At 71.8% G+C, this 17,729-nt stretch carries 12 protein-coding genes; 5 read left to right on the top strand and 7 right to left on the bottom strand.

Annotation, left to right across the window (positions count from 1 at the left end):
• Window positions 1-253: 253 nt before the first annotated feature.
• On the bottom strand, window positions 254-757 hold the full coding sequence (locus G567_RS0116995) for a MarR family winged helix-turn-helix transcriptional regulator (protein WP_028930923.1): 504 nt from the start codon (window positions 755-757) through the stop codon (window positions 254-256).
• 155 nt (window positions 758-912) lie between these two features.
• Between G567_RS0116995 and G567_RS0116990 the strand changes: the two genes are divergently transcribed.
• Both G567_RS0116990 and G567_RS0116985 read left to right on the top strand, forming a co-directional pair.
• The gene (locus G567_RS0116990) at window positions 913-1,215 is read left to right on the top strand and encodes an MTH1187 family thiamine-binding protein (RefSeq protein WP_028930922.1); all 303 of its coding nucleotides are present in this window, start codon (window positions 913-915) and stop codon (window positions 1,213-1,215) included.
• A gap of 77 nt (window positions 1,216-1,292) precedes the next feature.
• A complete protein-coding gene (locus G567_RS0116985) occupies window positions 1,293-2,015 on the top strand; it encodes an alpha/beta fold hydrolase (protein ID WP_161631717.1) in 723 nt (240 codons plus the stop codon).
• A 92-nt stretch (window positions 2,016-2,107) separates the two neighbouring features.
• On the opposite strand, the gene G567_RS0116980 is transcribed toward G567_RS0116985, so the two are convergent.
• A complete protein-coding gene (locus tag G567_RS0116980) occupies window positions 2,108-2,401 on the bottom strand; it encodes a hypothetical protein (RefSeq protein WP_028930920.1) in 294 nt (97 codons plus the stop codon).
• Window positions 2,402-2,738: 337 nt separating this feature from the next.
• Between G567_RS0116980 and G567_RS0116975 the strand changes: the two genes are divergently transcribed.
• Together G567_RS0116975 and G567_RS0116970 are read left to right on the top strand one after the other, a co-directional pair.
• Window positions 2,739-3,656, top strand: coding sequence for a tetratricopeptide repeat protein (locus G567_RS0116975; protein ID WP_028930919.1), 918 nt, complete (start codon window positions 2,739-2,741; stop codon window positions 3,654-3,656).
• Between the two features lie 139 nt (window positions 3,657-3,795).
• Complete coding sequence (locus G567_RS0116970) at window positions 3,796-5,040, top strand: glycosyltransferase family 87 protein (protein ID WP_161631716.1); 1,245 nt, start codon at window positions 3,796-3,798, stop codon at window positions 5,038-5,040.
• Here G567_RS0116970 and glgB read toward each other — a convergent pair.
• The 4 genes from glgB to G567_RS0116945 all read right to left on the bottom strand — a co-directional run bounded on the left by glgB (window position 5,009) and on the right by G567_RS0116945 (window position 12,869).
• On the bottom strand, window positions 5,009-7,300 hold the full coding sequence (gene glgB, locus G567_RS29475) for a 1,4-alpha-glucan branching protein GlgB (protein WP_245585679.1): 2,292 nt from the start codon (window positions 7,298-7,300) through the stop codon (window positions 5,009-5,011). The genes G567_RS0116970 and glgB overlap by 32 nt on opposite strands.
• A 302-nt stretch (window positions 7,301-7,602) precedes the next feature.
• Complete coding sequence (locus tag G567_RS0116955) at window positions 7,603-8,985, bottom strand: maltokinase N-terminal cap-like domain-containing protein (RefSeq protein WP_028930917.1); 1,383 nt, start codon at window positions 8,983-8,985, stop codon at window positions 7,603-7,605.
• Complete coding sequence (gene treS, locus G567_RS0116950; RefSeq protein ID WP_037057536.1) at window positions 8,982-10,724, bottom strand: maltose alpha-D-glucosyltransferase; 1,743 nt, start codon at window positions 10,722-10,724, stop codon at window positions 8,982-8,984. Before treS ends, G567_RS0116955 begins: the two co-directional genes overlap by 4 nt.
• 144 nt (window positions 10,725-10,868) lie before the next feature.
• Complete coding sequence (locus G567_RS0116945) at window positions 10,869-12,869, bottom strand: alpha-1,4-glucan--maltose-1-phosphate maltosyltransferase (RefSeq protein ID WP_028930915.1); 2,001 nt, start codon at window positions 12,867-12,869, stop codon at window positions 10,869-10,871.
• A 187-nt stretch (window positions 12,870-13,056) separates the two neighbouring features.
• Here G567_RS0116945 and glgP point away from each other — a divergent pair, with 187 nt between their 5' ends.
• A complete protein-coding gene (glgP, locus tag G567_RS0116940; protein ID WP_028930914.1) occupies window positions 13,057-15,633 on the top strand; it encodes an alpha-glucan family phosphorylase in 2,577 nt (858 codons plus the stop codon).
• A gap of 35 nt (window positions 15,634-15,668) precedes the next feature.
• Here the strand turns inward: glgP and glgX are convergent, their stop codons facing one another.
• The gene (glgX, locus tag G567_RS0116935) at window positions 15,669-17,699 is read right to left on the bottom strand and encodes a glycogen debranching protein GlgX (protein ID WP_084796203.1); all 2,031 of its coding nucleotides are present in this window, start codon (window positions 17,697-17,699) and stop codon (window positions 15,669-15,671) included.
• Window positions 17,700-17,729: the final 30 nt, after the last annotated feature.

Below are 17,729 nucleotides of genomic sequence, written 5' to 3'. Positions count from 1 at the left end.
GCGGGTTCGGCAGGCGCCGGGGTTGCGGGCTACTACGTCGGACGGGGCAGGGCCAGACGCCGTCGGCGGTCGACCCGGCGGGGGCAGACGATGCGGGCCTGGCCGCCCGATGCCGGTCCGGGGCATCGCCGGAGGCTCGGTGCCAACCCGGACGGCAGCAACGGCCCGCCGCGTGCGCGCAGGTCGCGGCGGAGTGGGCGATGATCGCGGAACCCTCGGCGGCCGGGCCGCCCGCCCGGCGTCGCCGGTGAGATCAGTGGAAGTCACCCGCGGCGCGGCGGACGCGACCGAGTAGATCGGTGAGCTGGGCCGCCTGCGCGGACGTGAGGCCGCGGAGCCCGAAGTCGATGTCCGTCACCGACTTGGTGGCGACCTCCACCAGGCTCGTGCCCGCCTCGGTGATCTCCACGAGAGTGGCCCGCCGGTCGGTGGGGTGCGGCGTGCGCCGGACCAACCCGTCGGCCTGCAGCCGGTCGACGATGTTGGTGACGCTGGTGGGATGCAGTTGCAGCCGCTCGCCCATGACGCGCATCGGCAGATAGCCGCGGCGCGAGAAGCTGAGCAGCACCAGGGCCTCGTACCGGGCGAAGGTGAGCCCATGCGGGCGCAGCGCGCCGTCCACGGCGGAGAGCAGGATCTGCTGTACCCGCATCACGCTCGTGACCGCGGCCATCGTGCCGGACGGTCCGATCCGCTCGGCCCATAGCTCCGCGGCCCTGTTGATCGGGTCGAACGGGAGAGGGGCGCGGGGTGCCATGCCATGGGACGCTAGCAGTGCGGCGGTCGGCGCCCCCGTGAGCTGCGGCGTCGCGCCCCCCAGCAGTCACGCCGAGCCCGCCCGTCCCATTGGCCCCCGCCGATCTCCCGCCGGGGGGTCGCCCGGGTCCGGCCGGGTGCGGCAGGCTGGCCGCCATGCTGGTGGCATTCAGTGTGGCGCCCTCCGGGGGCGGGTCGGACAGCGTCGGCGACGTGGTGGCGGACGCGGTTCGCGTGGTGCGCGAATCGGGGCTGCCCAACGAGACGACGTCGATGTTCACCACGATCGAGGCCGAGACCTGGGACGAGGCGATGGACGTGGTGAAGCGCGCGGTGGAAGCCGTGCAGGCCCGGTCGCCGCGGGTCAGCCTGGTGCTCAAGGCCGATATCCGTCCCGGGCGCACGGGGCAGCTCACGGCCAAGGTCGATCGTGTCGAGCGCGCCCTCGAGGAGCGCTGACCGGCTTCGCCAGGTACCCGGCGTGACATGCGATGGTTCGGCTGCTGGAGAACCGGCCGATGAGCGAGGATGGCCGTGTGATCGTCTTGGTGCACGGGGCCTGGCACGACGCGTCGTGCTGGGCGGCAGTGGAGTCGGAACTCGCCACGCGAGGGCAGCGGTCCCTCGCCGTGGACCTCCCGGCGGAGGACCCGGGGCTGGGCGCCGCGGACTACGCCGATGCGGTTGTCGCCGCGCTGGGGTCCGAGGTGGCCGGCCCGCCCGTCCTGGTCGGGCATTCCCTCGGCGGGCTGACCGTGCCGGTGGTGGCGCAGCGATTGGGGCCCGAGCGGGTCCGGGCCCTGGTGCTGGTGGGGGCGCTGGTCCCGCGGCCCGGCCTGTCCTATACCGATCAGCTGCGCGCCGAGCCGTCGATGATGGCACCCGGGTTCGGTGCCGGGCAGCAGCGGCACGACGACGGCACGACGTACTGGCCGCGGCCGGCCGCGCTGTCCGGGCTCTACCGGGGCGTCACGGACGAGGTGCCTGCGGCGCAGGTCGAGCGTGCGGTGTCGGGAATGCGGCGGCAGGGCTGGACCGTCGGACGTGAGCCCACCCCGTTGACGGCCTGGCCCGCGGTCCGGACCGTCTCGGTGATCTGCGCGCAGGACCGGGTCGTCGATCCGGCCTGGTCGCGCCGGACGGCGCGGGAGGTCGGCGCCGAGGTGATCGACCTTCCGGGCGGGCATTTCCCCATGCTCACCCGGCCCGCGGAACTGGCGGAGGCGCTCATCCGGGCCGGCTCCCCGGCCGCGAGCTGACCGGGTCGACCGCACCTCGCAACGACAACGGCGGGGGGGGTCCGGATGTGTCCGGACCGCGGCGGCCGGCGCCGACGCTATAGCTCGTGAGATCAGCGCAGCGAGATGTTCAGGGTGTAGAAGAAGGTCGCCACGACCAGTGCGGCCCCGCCGAGGATCAGCGCGATCTTCGCCTGCTTGGCCGCAGCCGGACGGCTGACACCCGCCGCACCGAGGCCCAGCGTGACCAGGCCGACGATCCAGCCCAGGATCGAGATCGGGCTGACGATCAGCCCGACGGCGCCCACGATGAGGGCGGCTTTGCCGATGCCGGGGCTCTCCTGGCGCGCGGTCTTCTTGCGGGCGTCGGTGAGCAGTCGATCGGCGACGGTGTTCTCCGTGCTCATGCAGGATCCTCCGGTTGGGGCAGCCGCGGGATGCGGCGCGACAAATAGCTACTCAGAGTGACGACGCTTCGGGGGCGTCGCCGCTCACACCTGTTCAACGAGTGGGTACGCCGTCTGGTGCTCCGCCAGTCCGGTGATCGACATACCGGCGGCTCGACCGGGCGGGTGGAGCTGCCGCGAGTGCCGGATCCCCGGCCCGGACGAGACCCGCCGCCGGTACGGAACGTCGATGCAGCCAGGGGGAGTCCACCATCGGGATGGCGAGCGTGCCAGGATGAACAGCGTGTCTCGTCCCGATCCCCGACAGGCAGCTCAGACGGCCGCATTGTCCTCCGCGATGGCCAGGGCCGTCGACCTCTCCGCGCTCAAGGCGCGGTCGGAAGCGGCCGCCCGCTCGCAGTCCTCCGGCGGCACCCCGGCAGGCGGTCACGGTGGCGAGTGGGTCATCGACGTCACCGAGCAGTCCTTCCAGGCCGAGGTCTTGGAGCGCTCGCTCCAGATCCCCGTGGTCGTCGATCTCTGGGCCTCCTGGTGCGAACCGTGCAAGAAGCTCTCCCCGGTCCTCGAGCGGCTGGCGGCCGCGGGTAAGGGCGCGTGGATCCTGGCCAAGGTGGATATCGACGCCAACCCCCGCATCGCCCAGGCCTTCGGCGTGCAGTCGATCCCGATGGTCGTCGCGGTCGTCGGGGGTCAGCCGGTCGACGCCTTCAGCGGCGCTCAGCCCGAGCCGCAGGTCCGGCAGTGGATCGGCTCGCTGCTCGACGCGCTGCGCGACCGCATGCCGGCCATCCGCGAGGCCGAGGCGCGCGCGGGCACGGAGGACGAAGCGCAGGCCGAGGAGCCGGACGACCCTCGCTTCACCGCGGCCGAGGACGCGCTGGAGCGCGGCGACTATGCCGCCGCCGAGGCCACCTACCAGGAGATCCTCAACGCCGAGCCGGCCAATGAGCAGGCCGCGGCGGCGCTTGCGCAGGTGCGTTTCCTCGCCCGCGCCGAGGCCGCCGACCCGTCCGCGATCGCCCGGGCCGACGCCGCGCCCGAGGATGTGGCCGCCCAGGTGGCCGCGGCCGACGCCGAACTGGCGGCCGATCTGGTCGAGGCGGCGTTCGCCAGGCTGGTCGCCGCCGCCGGCCGCACGTTCGGCGAGGACCGCGACCGGGTGCGTGAGCATCTGGTCGGCCTTTTCGAACTGTTCCCGGCCGATGACCCGCGGGTCACCTCGGCGCGCCGGGCGCTCGCGCGCGTGCTCTTCTGACCCGGCCCGCCGAGGACGGACGGCACTCGAGCGGTTCATGCGCTGCTTGAGTGACGGCTGCGCCGCTCACGTGGTTGGTGATCGCGCCGTGGGGGAGCGCTGCACGACCGGCGTCCGCCGCGGGCTACCGTCGGGAATCGTGTCGGACCCGTCGCCCAGCAGCACGGCGCCCAACCTCGTCGTGCCCGAATCGGCGGGCCCGCGGGCCGCGGCGCGCCGGACGTCACCGTCCCGGCTGATCGCCACCGTGCTGGTGCTCGCCGCCGTCGTGACGACGGTTGCGCTGCACTGGACGCACCCCGACGCGCTGGTCACGCTGCTGCCCTCGACCGACATGCGGGAGCTGCACGTCGACTTCGATACGTTCTGGCACTCCGCGGTCGCGCTCACCCAGGGCGCGGACATCTACCACACCCCGGCGAAGCTGACGAACCTCAACCCGCCGCTGCTCACGGCACTGCTGACACCGTTCGCCCTCCTCGGTCCGCTACCGGCGTTTCGACTGTTCGCGCTGCTCACGGTGCTGATGGTGGTGGCCGCGGTGCTGGCGGTGGCCCGCGAACTGCGCCTGCCGAAGGGGTGGACGGCGGTCGCGCTGGTCGTGCTGGTGGCCTCGTCACCACTGCACGGAACGCTGGTCCTCGGCCAGATCTACGGGCTGCTGCTCGTGGCGCTGTCCGCGGGCTGGATCGCCGAGCGGCGCGGACGGCCGGTGCTCGCGGCCGTGCTCTACGGGCTCGCGGTCGCGCTCAAACCCTCGCTCGCGCCGCTGCTGCTGCTCCCACTGGTGCAGCGGCGCTGGGCCGCGCTGCGGGCGGCGGTCGCCGCGGCAGCGACCGCGACGCTGCTGGGCGTACTCGTCGCGGGCCCGTCGAGCGGGCTGGAGTGGCTGCGGATCGCGGTGACCGAACCCGTGCCCGACACAGTCGACAACGCGGCGCTGCCCGGGTTGGCGGTCCGGCTCGGGCTGCCGTCGGTCGTCGGCTCGGCGGCGGGTGTCCTGCTTCTGGCGGGCACGCTGGCCTGGCTGGGCGTGCGCACCCGGCGCGGGGCGGGGGTCGATCCGGCGGGTACCGCGCCGTGGGCGGTCGTCGCGGCGGGCCTGCTCACCGCGCCGATCGCCTGGCACAACTACCTGCTGCTGCTCCTGCCCGGGGTGCTGGTGCTGATCGCGCACGGCGTCCGGTGGCGCCCGGTGGCCGCGGTGCTGCTCGCGGTGCCGCTGATCCCGGTGTCGTGGGGGACGCTGTGGCCCCCTGAGCATCCCTGGTCGCCGATCGGGCGGTCGCTGTACTGCGCGATCCTGCTCGGCTACTGGGCGGTGCTGCTGCGCGCGGCGCCGGAGCCGACGCTCAGACAGCCGAGCCCCGGCGCCCGGTCCTGACCGAGGCCTTGGGGCGCACCGGACCACCGGTGTCGTCCGGCACCAGCCACAGCACCCCCAGCGGCGGCAGCCGTAGCACGGCCGACGCCGGACGGCCGTGCCACGCCTTCTGGTCGGCCTCGACCGCCCCGAGGTTGCCCACGCCCGATCCGCCGTAGCTCTCGGCGTCGGTGTTGAGCACCTCGCGCCAGCGTCCCGCGAACGGCAGCCCGACCCGGTAGTCCTCGTTCGGGATCGCGGAGAAGTTCGCGAGGCAGGCGAGCACGGTCGGCCCGCCTCCGGTGCTGGTGACGGCGTCGTCGGTATCGCCGTGGCGCAGGAAGCTGAGCACGTTGCCCGAGGCGTCGTTGGCGTCGATCCAGGAGAACCCCGCGGGAGTGCTGTCGCGGGTCCACAGCGCCGGGCTGCCGCGGTAGGTCCGGTTCAGATCGCCGACCAGCCGTCGCAGCCCGCCGTGCAGCGGCTCGGTGAGCAGCTCCCAGTCCAGCGAGCGCTGCTCGGACCACTCCCTGACCTGCCCGAACTCCCCGCCCATGAACAGCAGCTGCTTGCCGGGATGAGCCCACATGAACGCCAGCAGCGCGCGGATGCCCGCCGCCTTGCGCCAGTCGTCGCCCGGCATCCGGGTCCACAGCGAGCCCTTGCCGTGCACGACCTCGTCGTGGCTGAGCGGCAGCACGTAGTTCTCGCTGAAGGCGTACATCAGCGAGAAGGTCATCTGGTTGTGGTGGTAGCTGCGGTGGATCGGATCGCGCCCGAGATAGCCGAGCGTGTCGTGCATCCAGCCCATGTTCCACTTGAACCCGAACCCGAGGCCGCCGAGATGGGTCGGGCGGGTCACCCCCGGCCACGCGGTGGACTCCTCGGCGATCGTGACGACACCCGGGTGGTTGCGGTAGACGGTGGCGTTCATCTCCTGCAGGAACGCGATGGCGTCCAGGTTCTCCCGGCCGCCGTGGACGTTGGGCACCCACTGGCCCTCGGGGCGGGAGTAGTCGAGGTAGAGCATCGAGGCCACCGCGTCGACCCGCAGCCCGTCGATGTGGAACTCCTCGAGCCAGAACAGCGCGTTGGCGACGAGGAAGTTGCGCACCTCGTGGCGACCGAAATCGAACACCAGTGTGCCCCAGTCGGGCTGTTCGCCGCGGCGGGGATCCGCGTGCTCGTAGAGCGGGGTGCCGTCGAAGCGGGCCAGCGCCCACTCGTCGCGCGGGAAATGCGCCGGCACCCAGTCGACGATGACGCCGTAGCCGGCCTGATGCAGCGTGTCGACGAAGTAGCGGAAGTCGTCGGGGGTGCCGAACCGCGCGGTCGGGGCATAGTAGGACGTGACCTGGTACCCCCAGGACCCGCCGAACGGATGCTCCGCGACGGGCAGCAGCTCGACGTGGGTGAAGCCGGTCTCCCCCAGGTAGGCGACGAGCTCGTGGGCCAACTCGCGATAGCCCAGCCCGTGTCGCCATGATCCGAGGTGGATCTCGTAGACGCTCATCGGCTCGGCGTGCGGCCGGCGACCGGCGCGCGCCGTCATCCACTCCTGATCGCCCCACTCGTGCCGCGGGGTGTACACGACGGAGGCGGTGGACGGCGGCGTCTCGGCGGCGAACGCCAGCGGGTCGGCCTTGTCGCGCCAGACCCCGTCCTTGCCGAGGACGCGGAACTTGTAGCGGGTGCCCGGCGCCACCTCGGGAACGAAGATCTCCCAGACGCCGGAGGCGCCGAGCGAGCGCATCGGATGGGTCCACCCGGCCCAGCCGTCGAAGTCGCCGGTGACCCGCACCCCCTGCGCGGTGGGCGCCCAGACCGCGAAGCTGGTGCCGGTGACCGCCCCGGACGAGGTGTCGTAGCGGCGCGGGTGCGCGCCGAGCGCCCCCCACAGCCGCTCGTGCCGGCCCTCCCCGATCAGGTGCAGGTCGACCTCGCCGACGGTGGGCAGCCAGCGGTACGGGTCGTCGGTGATGTGGGCGTCCTCGCCGTAGCGCACCTGCAGCCGGTAGTCGCCGGGTGGGCCGGGGACGACGCCGGAGAACAGCCCGGCCGCGTGTACCGCGGTCAGCGGATAGCGCTGTTCGGGGTCGCCGCCGAGCAGCACGCAGACCTCGTCGGCATGCGGACGCAGCGCCCGGACCACCGATCCGTTGGGGTGCGGATGGGCACCGAGCACCCCGTGCGGGTTGTGGTGGGCGCCACCGAGCAGCCGGTCGACGGTCTCCGGGTCCGGTGGGCAGGGGTCGATCGTGCGGGTGTTTTCGAGCGCCACCCCTGAAACCCTATTGCGCCCCGTTCGGTAGCGCCTCCCGCGGAGCGCCGATCGGCCGGGAATGACTGACCCCTGACCGATCGGCGCGACGTGTGAAACTGTCGGGGTGCCGACCGAGAAGCCGCGCCCCCGCACGTTCGTCGAGGCGGCGCGGCGACGGCAGATCGTGGAATGCACCCCGAGCTGATCGCCTGCGAGGGCTACGCGCTTCCGCGCGTTCGATCCGCGCACGATGGCGCTGATGATCAACGGCGCGAAGCGTACGCGGGACCGCCTTCCGTCTCGGGAACGTGCCGGTACTGCTATACGCCGGCGTCCGACCCGGCCTGGGTCGTGATCCGCGTGATCGACGCCAGCGGGATCGGCGCCCAGGCCGGACGGTTGTGCGTCTCGTAGCGCGCCTCGTAGACCGCCTTGTCCAGCTCGAAGGCTCGCAGCGCGACCGACTGGGTGCGCGGGTCGGCACCGGCGGCCTCGGCGTAGCCGTCGCAGAACGCGCCGCGGTTGCGGGTCGCCCACTCGTTGGCGCGCCACAGCAGCTGCTGGTCGGCCTCGCCGTCGGCGTGCAGCAGTTGGCGGTAGGCCGCGTAGTCGAACGACCGCAGCATTCCGGCCACGTCGCGCAGCGCGGAGTCGGGGCGAACCCGATCCCGAAGCGGCGTGGCGGGCTCGCCCTCGAAATCGATGAGCAGCCAGCCGTGGGGCGTGCGCAGGGTCTGACCCAGATGCAGGTCGCCGTGCACCCGCTGCACCGGCAGCGGCGTCCCCAGCGCCGCGAGCTCGTCGAACACGGCGCGAACCGCATCGGCGTGCGGCCCGAGCTCGCCGACCTCAGCCGCCGTCGCGGTCAGCCGGGCGGTCATCGCCGACGCCAGCTCGGCGGGGTCGCGTTCGGACTCGCCCAGCGCCTCGACCAGCTCGGCGTGGACGGCGGCGACGGTGCCGCCGAGCCGGTGGGCCTCGGCGGCGAAATCGCCGCCCACCTCGTCGGCGCGCAGATCACCCTCGGCGAACAGGTCACGGACGCTGGCCAGCGCCATCGCCCAGCCCTCCGCCGAGTTGGCGGCGAAGTCCTGCATCATCGCCAGCGTGGTCGGGGTGTCGTCGAGGACCCCCTCCACGGCGCCCTGCAGTCTGGCGACCTCGCGACTGCTCACCGAGCGCAGCGCCCGGTGCAGCTCCAGATCCGGGTTGACGCCGGGCAGGATGTGGCGGAACAGCTTGAGGATCGACTGCTCCCCGTAGGCGACCGACGTGTTCGACTGCTCGATGCCCAACACCCGGCCGGGCATCGGATCGGCGAGCTGACCGTCGGGCTCCGGGACGAAGCGGATATCGCCGATCCGGCGGCCCGCGCGCAGCGCCTCGAGCAGCCAGGCGGTGACATCGTGGTCCCACAGCCCGTCGTAGGCGATCCGGCCGCCGAACTCGCCGATCGCCACGTGTCCGAGCGTCTCGGGAAGATCCCGGCGCCAGCCGATGAGCAGCTGGTAGTGCTGGGCCGGCCCGCCCTCGTCGAACTCGACGGCCAGCAGGGTGTGATCGACGAGCGGTTCGCCGGCGGTCATCAGCGGCGTGCTGGCCGCGATCGTGACCCTGCGGACGGTGCGGCCCTTCGCGCCGAACCACCGTTGGCGCGGCAGCCAGTCCGCAAGGCGGGACGTGAGCCCCTCGACCGGCGTCACGCGTCGTCCTCCCCGGGGGTGATCGAGAACCAGTAGAAGCCGTGGCCGGGCAGCGTCAGCAGGTAGGGCAGCTGGCCGACTCGCGGGAACGGAACTCCACCGGTCAGCTCGTGCGGGATACAGCCCTCCCAGGCCGAGAGGTCGAGCTCGACCGGCTGCGGGAACCGCGACATGTTGTTCACGCACAGCACCGTGTCGTCGCCCGCGGACCGCACATAGGCCAGCACCGACGGGTTCGACCCGCCCAGCTCGTGGTAGGTGCCGAGGCCGAAGGAGGGGTGCCGCTTGCGGACCTCGATCATGTGCCGGTTCCAGTGCAGCAGCGAGGTCGTGGAGTTCACCTGCGCCTCGACGTTGACGGCCTGGTAGCCGTACAGCGGATCCATGATCAACGGCTGGTAGAGCCGGTTGGGATCGCAGGTGGAGAACCCGGCGTTGCGGTCCGGGGTCCACTGCATCGGGCTGCGCACCGCGTCGCGGTCGCCCTGCCAGATGTTGTCGCCCATGCCGATCTCGTCGCCGTAGTAGAGGACCGGCGAGCCGGGCAGCGAGAGCAACAGCGCGGTGAACAGCTCCAGCTGGTTGCGGTCGTTCTCCAGCAGCGGGGCCAGCCGCCGGCGGATGCCGATATTGGCTTTCATCCGCGGGTCCTTGGCGTACTCCGCATACATGTAGTCGCGCTCTTCGTCGGTGACCATCTCGAGCGTGAGCTCGTCGTGGTTGCGCAGGAAGATGCCCCACTGGCAGCCGGACGGGATCGCCGGGGTCTGGGCCAGAATCTCCGAGATCGGGAAGCGGTTCTCCCGGCGCACGGCCATGAAGATCCGCGGCATCAGCGGGAAATGGAACGCCATCTGGCATTCGTCGCCACCGGTCTCCGGGTCGCCGAAGTACTCGACGACGTCGGACGGCCACTGGTTGGCCTCGGCGAGCATGACCCGCCCCGGATACTCGTCGTCCATCACCTTGCGGCAGCGTTTCAGGAACGCGTGCGACTCGGCCAGGTTCTCGCAGTTCGTGCCCTCGCGCTCGTAGAGGTAGGGCACGGCATCGAGCCGGAAACCGTCGATTCCCAGATCGAGCCAGAAGCGCAGGACATCGAGCATCGCCTCCTGCACCGCCGGATTGTCGTAGTTGAGATCGGGCTGGTGGGAGAAGAACCGGTGCCAGTAGAACTGCCCGCGCACCGGATCGTAGGTCCAGTTCGAGGTCTCGGTGTCGACGAAGATGATCCGTGCGTCCGGGTAGCCCGAGTCGTCGTCGGCCCAGACGTAGAAGTCGCCATAGAAGCCGTCCGGGTTGCGCCGCGACTCCTCGAACCACGGGTGGGTGTCGGAGGTGTGGTTCATCACCAGGTCGGTGATGATGCGGATACCGCGCTTGTGCGCCTCGTCGAGCAGCACGACGAAGTCCTCGACCGTGCCGAACTCGGGGAGCACCGCCCGGAAGTCGCGGATGTCATAGCCGCCGTCGCGCAGCGGGGAGTCGTAGAACGGCGGCAGCCAGATGCAGTCCACGCCGAGCCACTTGATGTAGTCGAGCTTCTCGGTGAGCCCTCGCAGATCACCCGTGCCGTCGCGGTCGGAGTCGGCGAACGCCCGGACCAGCACCTCGTAGAAGACCGCCCGTTTGAACCACTCATGGTCGACCTTCAGCGTTCGAGCGTGCGCGTACTCGTCGGCGGTGTGAACGGCCAGCTGGGCGTCGGCGCTGTGCGTGGTCTTGGTACTGGTCGGCATGAGGCGATCGCGTTCCTGGCGAAAGAGGATGGGCATGCGGAAGCCACCGGATCAGTCATACCGGTTTGGTGGCGGGGATGCACGATGTGGTGCGCTGCGGCGGTCCCCAGGGTAACCCCGACGCCGGCGCGGCCGAACCCGGGTTCAGCCGCGCGCCGCGACCGCGGGGCGTTCCACGCGCAGGATGTGGGCGACCGCGCTCCACGGCTCAAGACGGACGTAGTTGCGCTCGCCCCAGTGGAACGTCGCACCGCTGACCTCGTCGTACACGGCCATCCGGTCACCCCAGCCGAGGCCGAGCGCCGGCATGTCCAGATGGACGGTGCCCTCCCGCGCGGCGTGGGAGTTGAGCGTGATCACCACCAGCACCGTGTCGCCGGTGGCCGGATCGGTGCGCGAGTAGGCCATCAGCTCGTCGTGGTCCACGTGGTGGAAGTGGATCTCGCGCAGCTGCTGCAACGCCGGATGCGCCCTGCGGATCTCGTTGAGCCGGGTGATCCAGGGCTCCAGCGAGTCGCCCCGGGCCGCGGCGGCGTGGAAGTCGCGCGGGCGCAGCTCGTATTTCTCGGAGTCCCGGTATTCCTCGCTGCCGGGGCGGACCGGCACGGATTCGAACAGCTCGAAACCGGAATAGACCCCCCAGCTCGGCGACATCGTGGCCGCGAGCGCCGCGCGGATCGCGAACATCGCGGGCCCGCCGGTCTGCAGCGACTCGTGCAGGATGTCCGGGGTGTTGACGAAGAGGTTCGGCCGGCATTCGTCGGCGGCCGCGGCGTGCATGAGCGCGAACTCGGTGAGCTCCGCCTTGCTCGTCCGCCAGGTGAAATACGTATAGGACTGGGTGAAACCCAGCCGGGCGAGCCCGAACAACCGCGCCGGGCGGGTGAACGCCTCGGACAGGAACAGCACATCGGGATGGCGGGCCTTGACCTGCCAGATCAGCCAGTGCCAGAAGTTCGGCGGCTTGGTGTGCGGGTTGTCCACCCGGAAGATCCGGACCCCGTGCTGCACCCAGTGCAACACGATCCGCAGGCACTCGGCGTAGATGCCGTCCGGGTCGTTGTCGAAGTTGAGCGGGTAGATGTCCTGATAACGCTTCGGGGGGTTCTCCGCGTAGGCGATCGTCCCGTCCGGTCGCCGGGTGAACCACTCCGGGTGCTCGGAGACCCACGGGTGATCCGGCGCGCACTGCAGGGCGAAGTCGAGCGCGACCTCCATGCCCAGGTCCTGGGCGCGCGCGACGAATGCGTCGAAGTCCTCGATCGTGCCCAGCTCCGGGTCGACCGCATCGTGCCCGCCCTCGGCCGAGCCGATCGCCCACGGCGATCCGACGTCGCCCGGCTCGGCATGTACCGAGTTGTTGCGGCCCTTGCGGTGAACGGTGCCAATGGGGTGGATCGGCGGCAGGTAGACGACATCGAAGCCCATCGCGGCGATCCGGTCGAGCTCCTTGGCGGCGGTCACGAACGACCCGTGCACCGCGCGGCCGGTCTCGTCGCGCCCGCCGGTGGAGCGCGGGAAGATCTCGTACCACGAGCCGTAGAGGGCGCGCCGGCGGTCGACATGGACCTGGTGGGCGCGGCCACGGGTGATCAGCTCACGGACCGGTCGCTCGGCCATGATCGCGTCGACGGCGGGGAACAGAGCCGGAGCGACCCGGGCGTGCAGGGGCATGGCGGGATCGCGCAGCGCGTTGGCGGCGCCGAAGAGCAGATCGCGGTGTCCGCGCTCGGCCGGGCGGCGGCCGACCCGCTGCAGCAGCCGGGCACCCGTCTCCAGGTCGTTGGCGAGCTCCTCGGCGGTCTGGTTCGCCGCGAGCTTGGCCTCCACCGTGTGCCGCCAGGTGGCCCAGGGATCGGACCAGGCGTCGACCCGGAAGGTCCACAGGCCCGGTTCGTCGGGGACGACGGTGGCGACGAACCGGTCGGTGCCGACGCCCTCGGGCACCATCCGGACATGCTGCGCGGCCGCCGTGCCGTCCAGCCGCTTCCACACCACGTTCGCCCCGACCGCGTCGTGACCCTCGCGCCATACGGTGGCGCGCACGGGCAGCACCTCGCCGACGACGGCCTTGCTCGGCCGGCGTCCGCCGTCCGCAGCGCCGACAGCAGGAGTCACGTCATCGATCCCGAGCCGACCGGTCATCGGCGCCACCCCCAGATCGGGCCCTCGCTCTGCCACGCTCCCTACCCGTCGTGTCCACGACAAACGCTACCTACCCCGCCCGGTCGGCCGGTAACGGGTGGCGAGCGGACCCGAGGATGTCACCGACGGTTCACCGGGCCCCGGTGGCGTGCGGCGCCGCGGCGCGGGGCCCGTACGCTGGTTCCGCGTGAGAGCCTTGCGTCGCTTCACCGTCCGTGCCCAGCTACCCCGGCAGCTCGCGTCGCTGCAGACATTGGCCACCAACCTCCGGTGGAGCTGGCACCCGCCGACGCAGGACCTGTTCGCGCAGCTCGACCCGGAGGCATGGGAGCGGGTGGGGCACGATCCGGTCCGGCTGCTCGGGGAGATCCGCAGCGCGCGGCTGGCCGAGCTGGCCGCGGACGCCGAGACCGTCGTCACGGTCCGTGAGCTCGCCGACGACCTCGAGGCCTATCTCCGCGACCCGCGCTGGTACCAGAACGAGCGCGAGGACGACCCCTCGCTGCCCGCGGCGATCGGCTACTTCTCCATGGAGTTCGGCGTCAGCGAGGTGCTGCCCAACTATTCGGGTGGGCTGGGGGTGCTCGCCGGTGACCATCTCAAGGCGGCGTCCGACCTCGGTGTCCCGGTGATCGGCGTCGGGCTGCTCTACCGGTCGGGGTACTTCCGGCAGTCGCTGTCGCTGGACGGCTGGCAGCTCGAGCACTACCCGGTTCTCGATCCGCAGGGGCTGCCGCTGCAGCTGCTGGCCGACCGGTCGGGCGCGCCGGTGCTCGTCGAGGTGAGCATGCCCGCGGGCCGCTCGCTCAAGGCCCGGATCTGGCAGGCCGCGGTCGGGCGCGTCCCGCTGCTGCTGCTCGACACCGACATCGAGGACAACGACCCCGACCTGCGCGGGGTCACCGACCGGCTCTACGGCGGCGACCAGGACCACCGGATCAAGCAGGAACTGCTCATCGGGATCGGCGGGGTGCGCGCGGTCCGCGCATTCTGCGCGGCCACCGGACATCCCGAACCCGATGTCTTCCACACCAACGAGGGTCATGCGGGTCATCTCGGCCTCGAACGGGTCCGGGAGCTGCAGGACCGCTCGGCGGGCTCCGCGGGTGGAGCGCTGAGCTTCGACGAGGCCGTCTCCGCCGTCCGGGCCGGGACGGTGTTCACCACCCACACCCCCGTTCCGGCCGGGATCGACCGGTTCCCCGTCGAACTCGTCCAGCACTACTTCGCGAGTCCGGACGACGGCGCGCAGACCGGCTCCCGGCTGCTGCCCGGGGTGCCCACGGACCGGGTCATCGCGCTGGGCGCCGAGGAGAACCCGAGCATGTTCAACATGGCGCATATGGGGCTTCGCCTCGCCCAGCGCGCCAACGGGGTGTCCAAGCTGCACGGCTGTGTCTCCCGGGAGATGTTCGGCGGGCTGTGGGAGGGCTTCGATACCGACGAGGTGCCGATCGGCTCGGTCACCAACGGGGTGCATGGGCCGACCTGGGAGGCCCGCGAGATCACCGAGCTGCTCGGCGACGGCGGCGCGGCGGCCCTCGCGGAGGACGTCGTCTCCGATGCGACGCTGTGGGCGCTGCGCGCGACGCTGCGGTCGCGGCTGGTGGACGAGGTGCGCCGCCGGGTGCGGGCCGCGTGGCTGGAGCGCGGGGCCTCGGCCCCCGAGCTGGGCTGGACCGACCACGTCTTCGACCCCGACGTGCTCACCGTCGGGTTCGCCCGCCGGGTGCCCACCTACAAGCGGCTCACTCTGATGCTGCGCAACCCCGACCGGCTGCGCGACCTGCTGCTCGACCCGCACCGGCCGGTCCAGCTGATCGTCGCCGGCAAGTCCCATCCGGCCGATGACGGCGGCAAGGCACTGATTCAGCAGATCGTCCGGTTCGCCGACGACTCGGCCGTCCGGCACCGCATCGTCTTCCTGCCCGACTACGACATGTCGATGGCCCGGGTCCTGTACTGGGGCTGCGACGTCTGGCTGAACAACCCGCTGCGCCCGCTGGAGGCATGCGGGACGTCCGGGATGAAGTCCGCCCTCAACGGCGGGCTGAACCTGTCGATCCGCGACGGGTGGTGGGACGAGCTCTACGACGGCGCCAACGGCTGGGCGATCCCGACCGCCGACGGGATCGCCGATCCCGTCCGGCGCGACGACCTGGAGGCCAACGCGCTCTACGAGCTGCTGGCCACCCAGGTGGCGCCCGCGTTCTACGAGCGGACCGACGGGGTGCCGAGCCGCTGGGTGGAGCTGGTCCGGCACACGCTCGCCACGCTGCGCCCGCAGGTACAGGCGACCCGGATGGTGCGCGAGTACGTCCAGGGCTGGTACGCACCCGCCGCGCGCGCGGCCGCGGCGATCGCCGCCGACGACTACGCCGGGGCCAGGGAGCTGGCCGCCTACCGGGCCCGGCTGAACGCGGCGTGGTCGCGGGTGTCGGTGGCCGGGGTCGACGCGTCCGGGCTGCCGGACACACCGGTCGTCGGGGCTCCGATGACCGTGCGGGCCGCGGTCGATCTGGCCGGGCTGGACCCGGCCGACGTGTCGGTGGAGGCCGTCGTCGGGCGGGTTGACGAGTCCGACGAGCTCGACGCCCCGGTGAGCGTGGCGATGAAGCACATCGGCCGGACCGACGGGATGGCGCGGTTCGAGGCCGTGGTTCCGCTGCCGCACGCCGGGCTCACCGGCTACACGGTCCGGGTGCTGCCCGCGCATCCGCTACTGGCCGCACCGGCGGAGCTGGGCAAGGTCGCCTTGGCCTAACCGTCCGGTGAGTGCGTAACAGTGTTCCAACACTGTTACGCACTCACCGGACGGCGGAGGAGCACCAGGGAGTGCGGGGGCAGCGTGATCGTCGCGCCGCCGGGAAACGGCCGGGTCGAGACCGGTCGGCCATCATCCGTGCTGGTGTCCAGCACCGGACGGAACGCGCCCTCCGTCGGCAGCGTGCAGGCCACCGCCGCGGCGGCGCCGTGCATCAGCAGGAGCCGGTCACGGGTGAGCAGCCCGACGGTGTGCGCATGGGGTTCGTGCCAGTCCTGGTCGGTCATCCGCCGTCCCGACGGATGCCACCACGTCGCATCGGTGTCGGTGAAGAAGCGGTCGCGGCGCAGGCCCGGATGCGAGCGGCGCAGCGCGGCGACGCGCGCGATGAAATCCGTCAGCTGCTCGGGCGTTCCCGCACAGGCCGACCAGTCGATCCACGTCGTCTCGTCGTCGAGGCAGTAGGCGTTGTTGTTGCCGCCCTGGGTGCGCCAGCGCTCGTCGCCCCCCAGCAGCATCGGGGTGCCGGTGGACAGCAGCAGCGTCGCGAGCATCGCCCGCGCGGTGGCCAGCCGCCGCGCCCGGATCACCGGCGAGGCGCTCTCGCCCTCGACGCCGAAGTTCTGCGAGCGGTTGTCCTCGGAGCCGTCCCGGCTCTCCTCGCCGTTGGCCTCGTTGTGCTTGCGCTCGTAGGAAACGAGGTCGCGCAGCGTGAAGCCGTCGTGCGCGGTGACGAAGTTGATCGACGCCCAGGGCCGCCGCCGGGACAGCGCGTAGATGTCCGAGCTGCCGGTGATCCGCGAGGCCAGCTCGCCGATCCGGCCGTGTCCGCGCCAGAAGTCGCGCACGGCGTCGCGGTAGCGCCCGTTCCACTCCGACCAGGCGACGCCGAAGCCTCCGACCCGGTAGCCCTCCGCGGTGGCGTCCCAGGGCTCGGCGATCAGCTTCGTCGTCGAGAGGACCGGGTCGACGGTGATCGCGGTGAGCAACGGGGCGTGCGGGTCGAACGGGCCGGAGCGGGGGCGGCCGAGCACGCTCGCGAGGTCGATGCGGAAGCCGTCGACGCCGAACGCCGTCACCCAGTACCGCAGCGCGTCGCAGACCAGGCGGATCACCGTGGGCGAGCCGGAGTCCAGGGTGTTGCCGCAGCCGGTGATGTCGGCGTCGTGACCGTCCGGGGTCAGTGAGTAGTACGCCCGCGCGTCGAGCCCGCGGTAGCACAGCGTCGTTCCCGCCACGCCACCCTCGCACGTGTGGTTGGGGACCATGTCGAGGATGACCTCGATCCCGGCCGCGTGCAGCGCTTCGACCATCGCCGCGAACTCGGTGAGCTCGGCGCCGGGAACGCTCGCGTACCCGGCGTGCGGGGCCATGAAGCCCAGTGTCGAATAGCCCCAGTAGTTCGGTGCGCCGCGGTCGAGCAGCGGCGGTTCGTCGACGATCGCGGCGACCGGCAGCAGTTCGACCGACGTGACGCCGATCCGTTGCAGGTGCGCGATCACGGCGGGGTGCGCGAGGCCGAGGTAGCTGCCCCGCTGCTGGGGCGGGACGTCGGGGTGGCGCATCGTGTAGCCGCGAACGTGCACCTCGGCGATGACGGTCTCCGACCACGGGACACCCGGACGCGGCCCCGGCGGCCCGGTGCGCGGCGCGGTCACCACCGAGAGCGGGACGTGCCCGAGCGAGTCGACCGGGCTCGGCGGGCCGGTCATCGGGTCGTCGCACCAGCCGCGGGCGGCGCCGAGATCGGTGACGCGACCGGTGATCTGCTTCGCGTAGGGGTCGACGAGGATCTTGGCGGGGTTGGCGCGCACGCCGTCCCACGGGTGATAGGGACCGTGTACCCGGTAGCCGTAGCGCTGCCCGGGGCGCACACCGGGGACATGCCCGTGCCAGACCCCGAAGGTCTGTTCGGTGAGCTCGATGCGTCGCTCGGTCAGCGGGCCGTTCGGGCCTTCGTCCACGTCGTCCACAAGGCATACCTCGACGGCGTCCGCGCTGGTCGAGGCGACCGCAAAGCGCGCCCCGCCGTCGTCGACATGGGCACCCAGTGGGAAGACCGGCACGATCGGCGAGGATAGAGCGCGTGGCCTCGC

This window comes from Pseudonocardia asaccharolytica DSM 44247 = NBRC 16224, from assembly GCF_000423625.1.
Lineage (GTDB): Bacteria > Actinomycetota > Actinomycetes > Mycobacteriales > Pseudonocardiaceae > Pseudonocardia > Pseudonocardia asaccharolytica.
The sequence above is the reverse complement of the archived record's forward strand: the minus strand, read 5'-3'. Positions and strand labels throughout refer to the sequence as shown.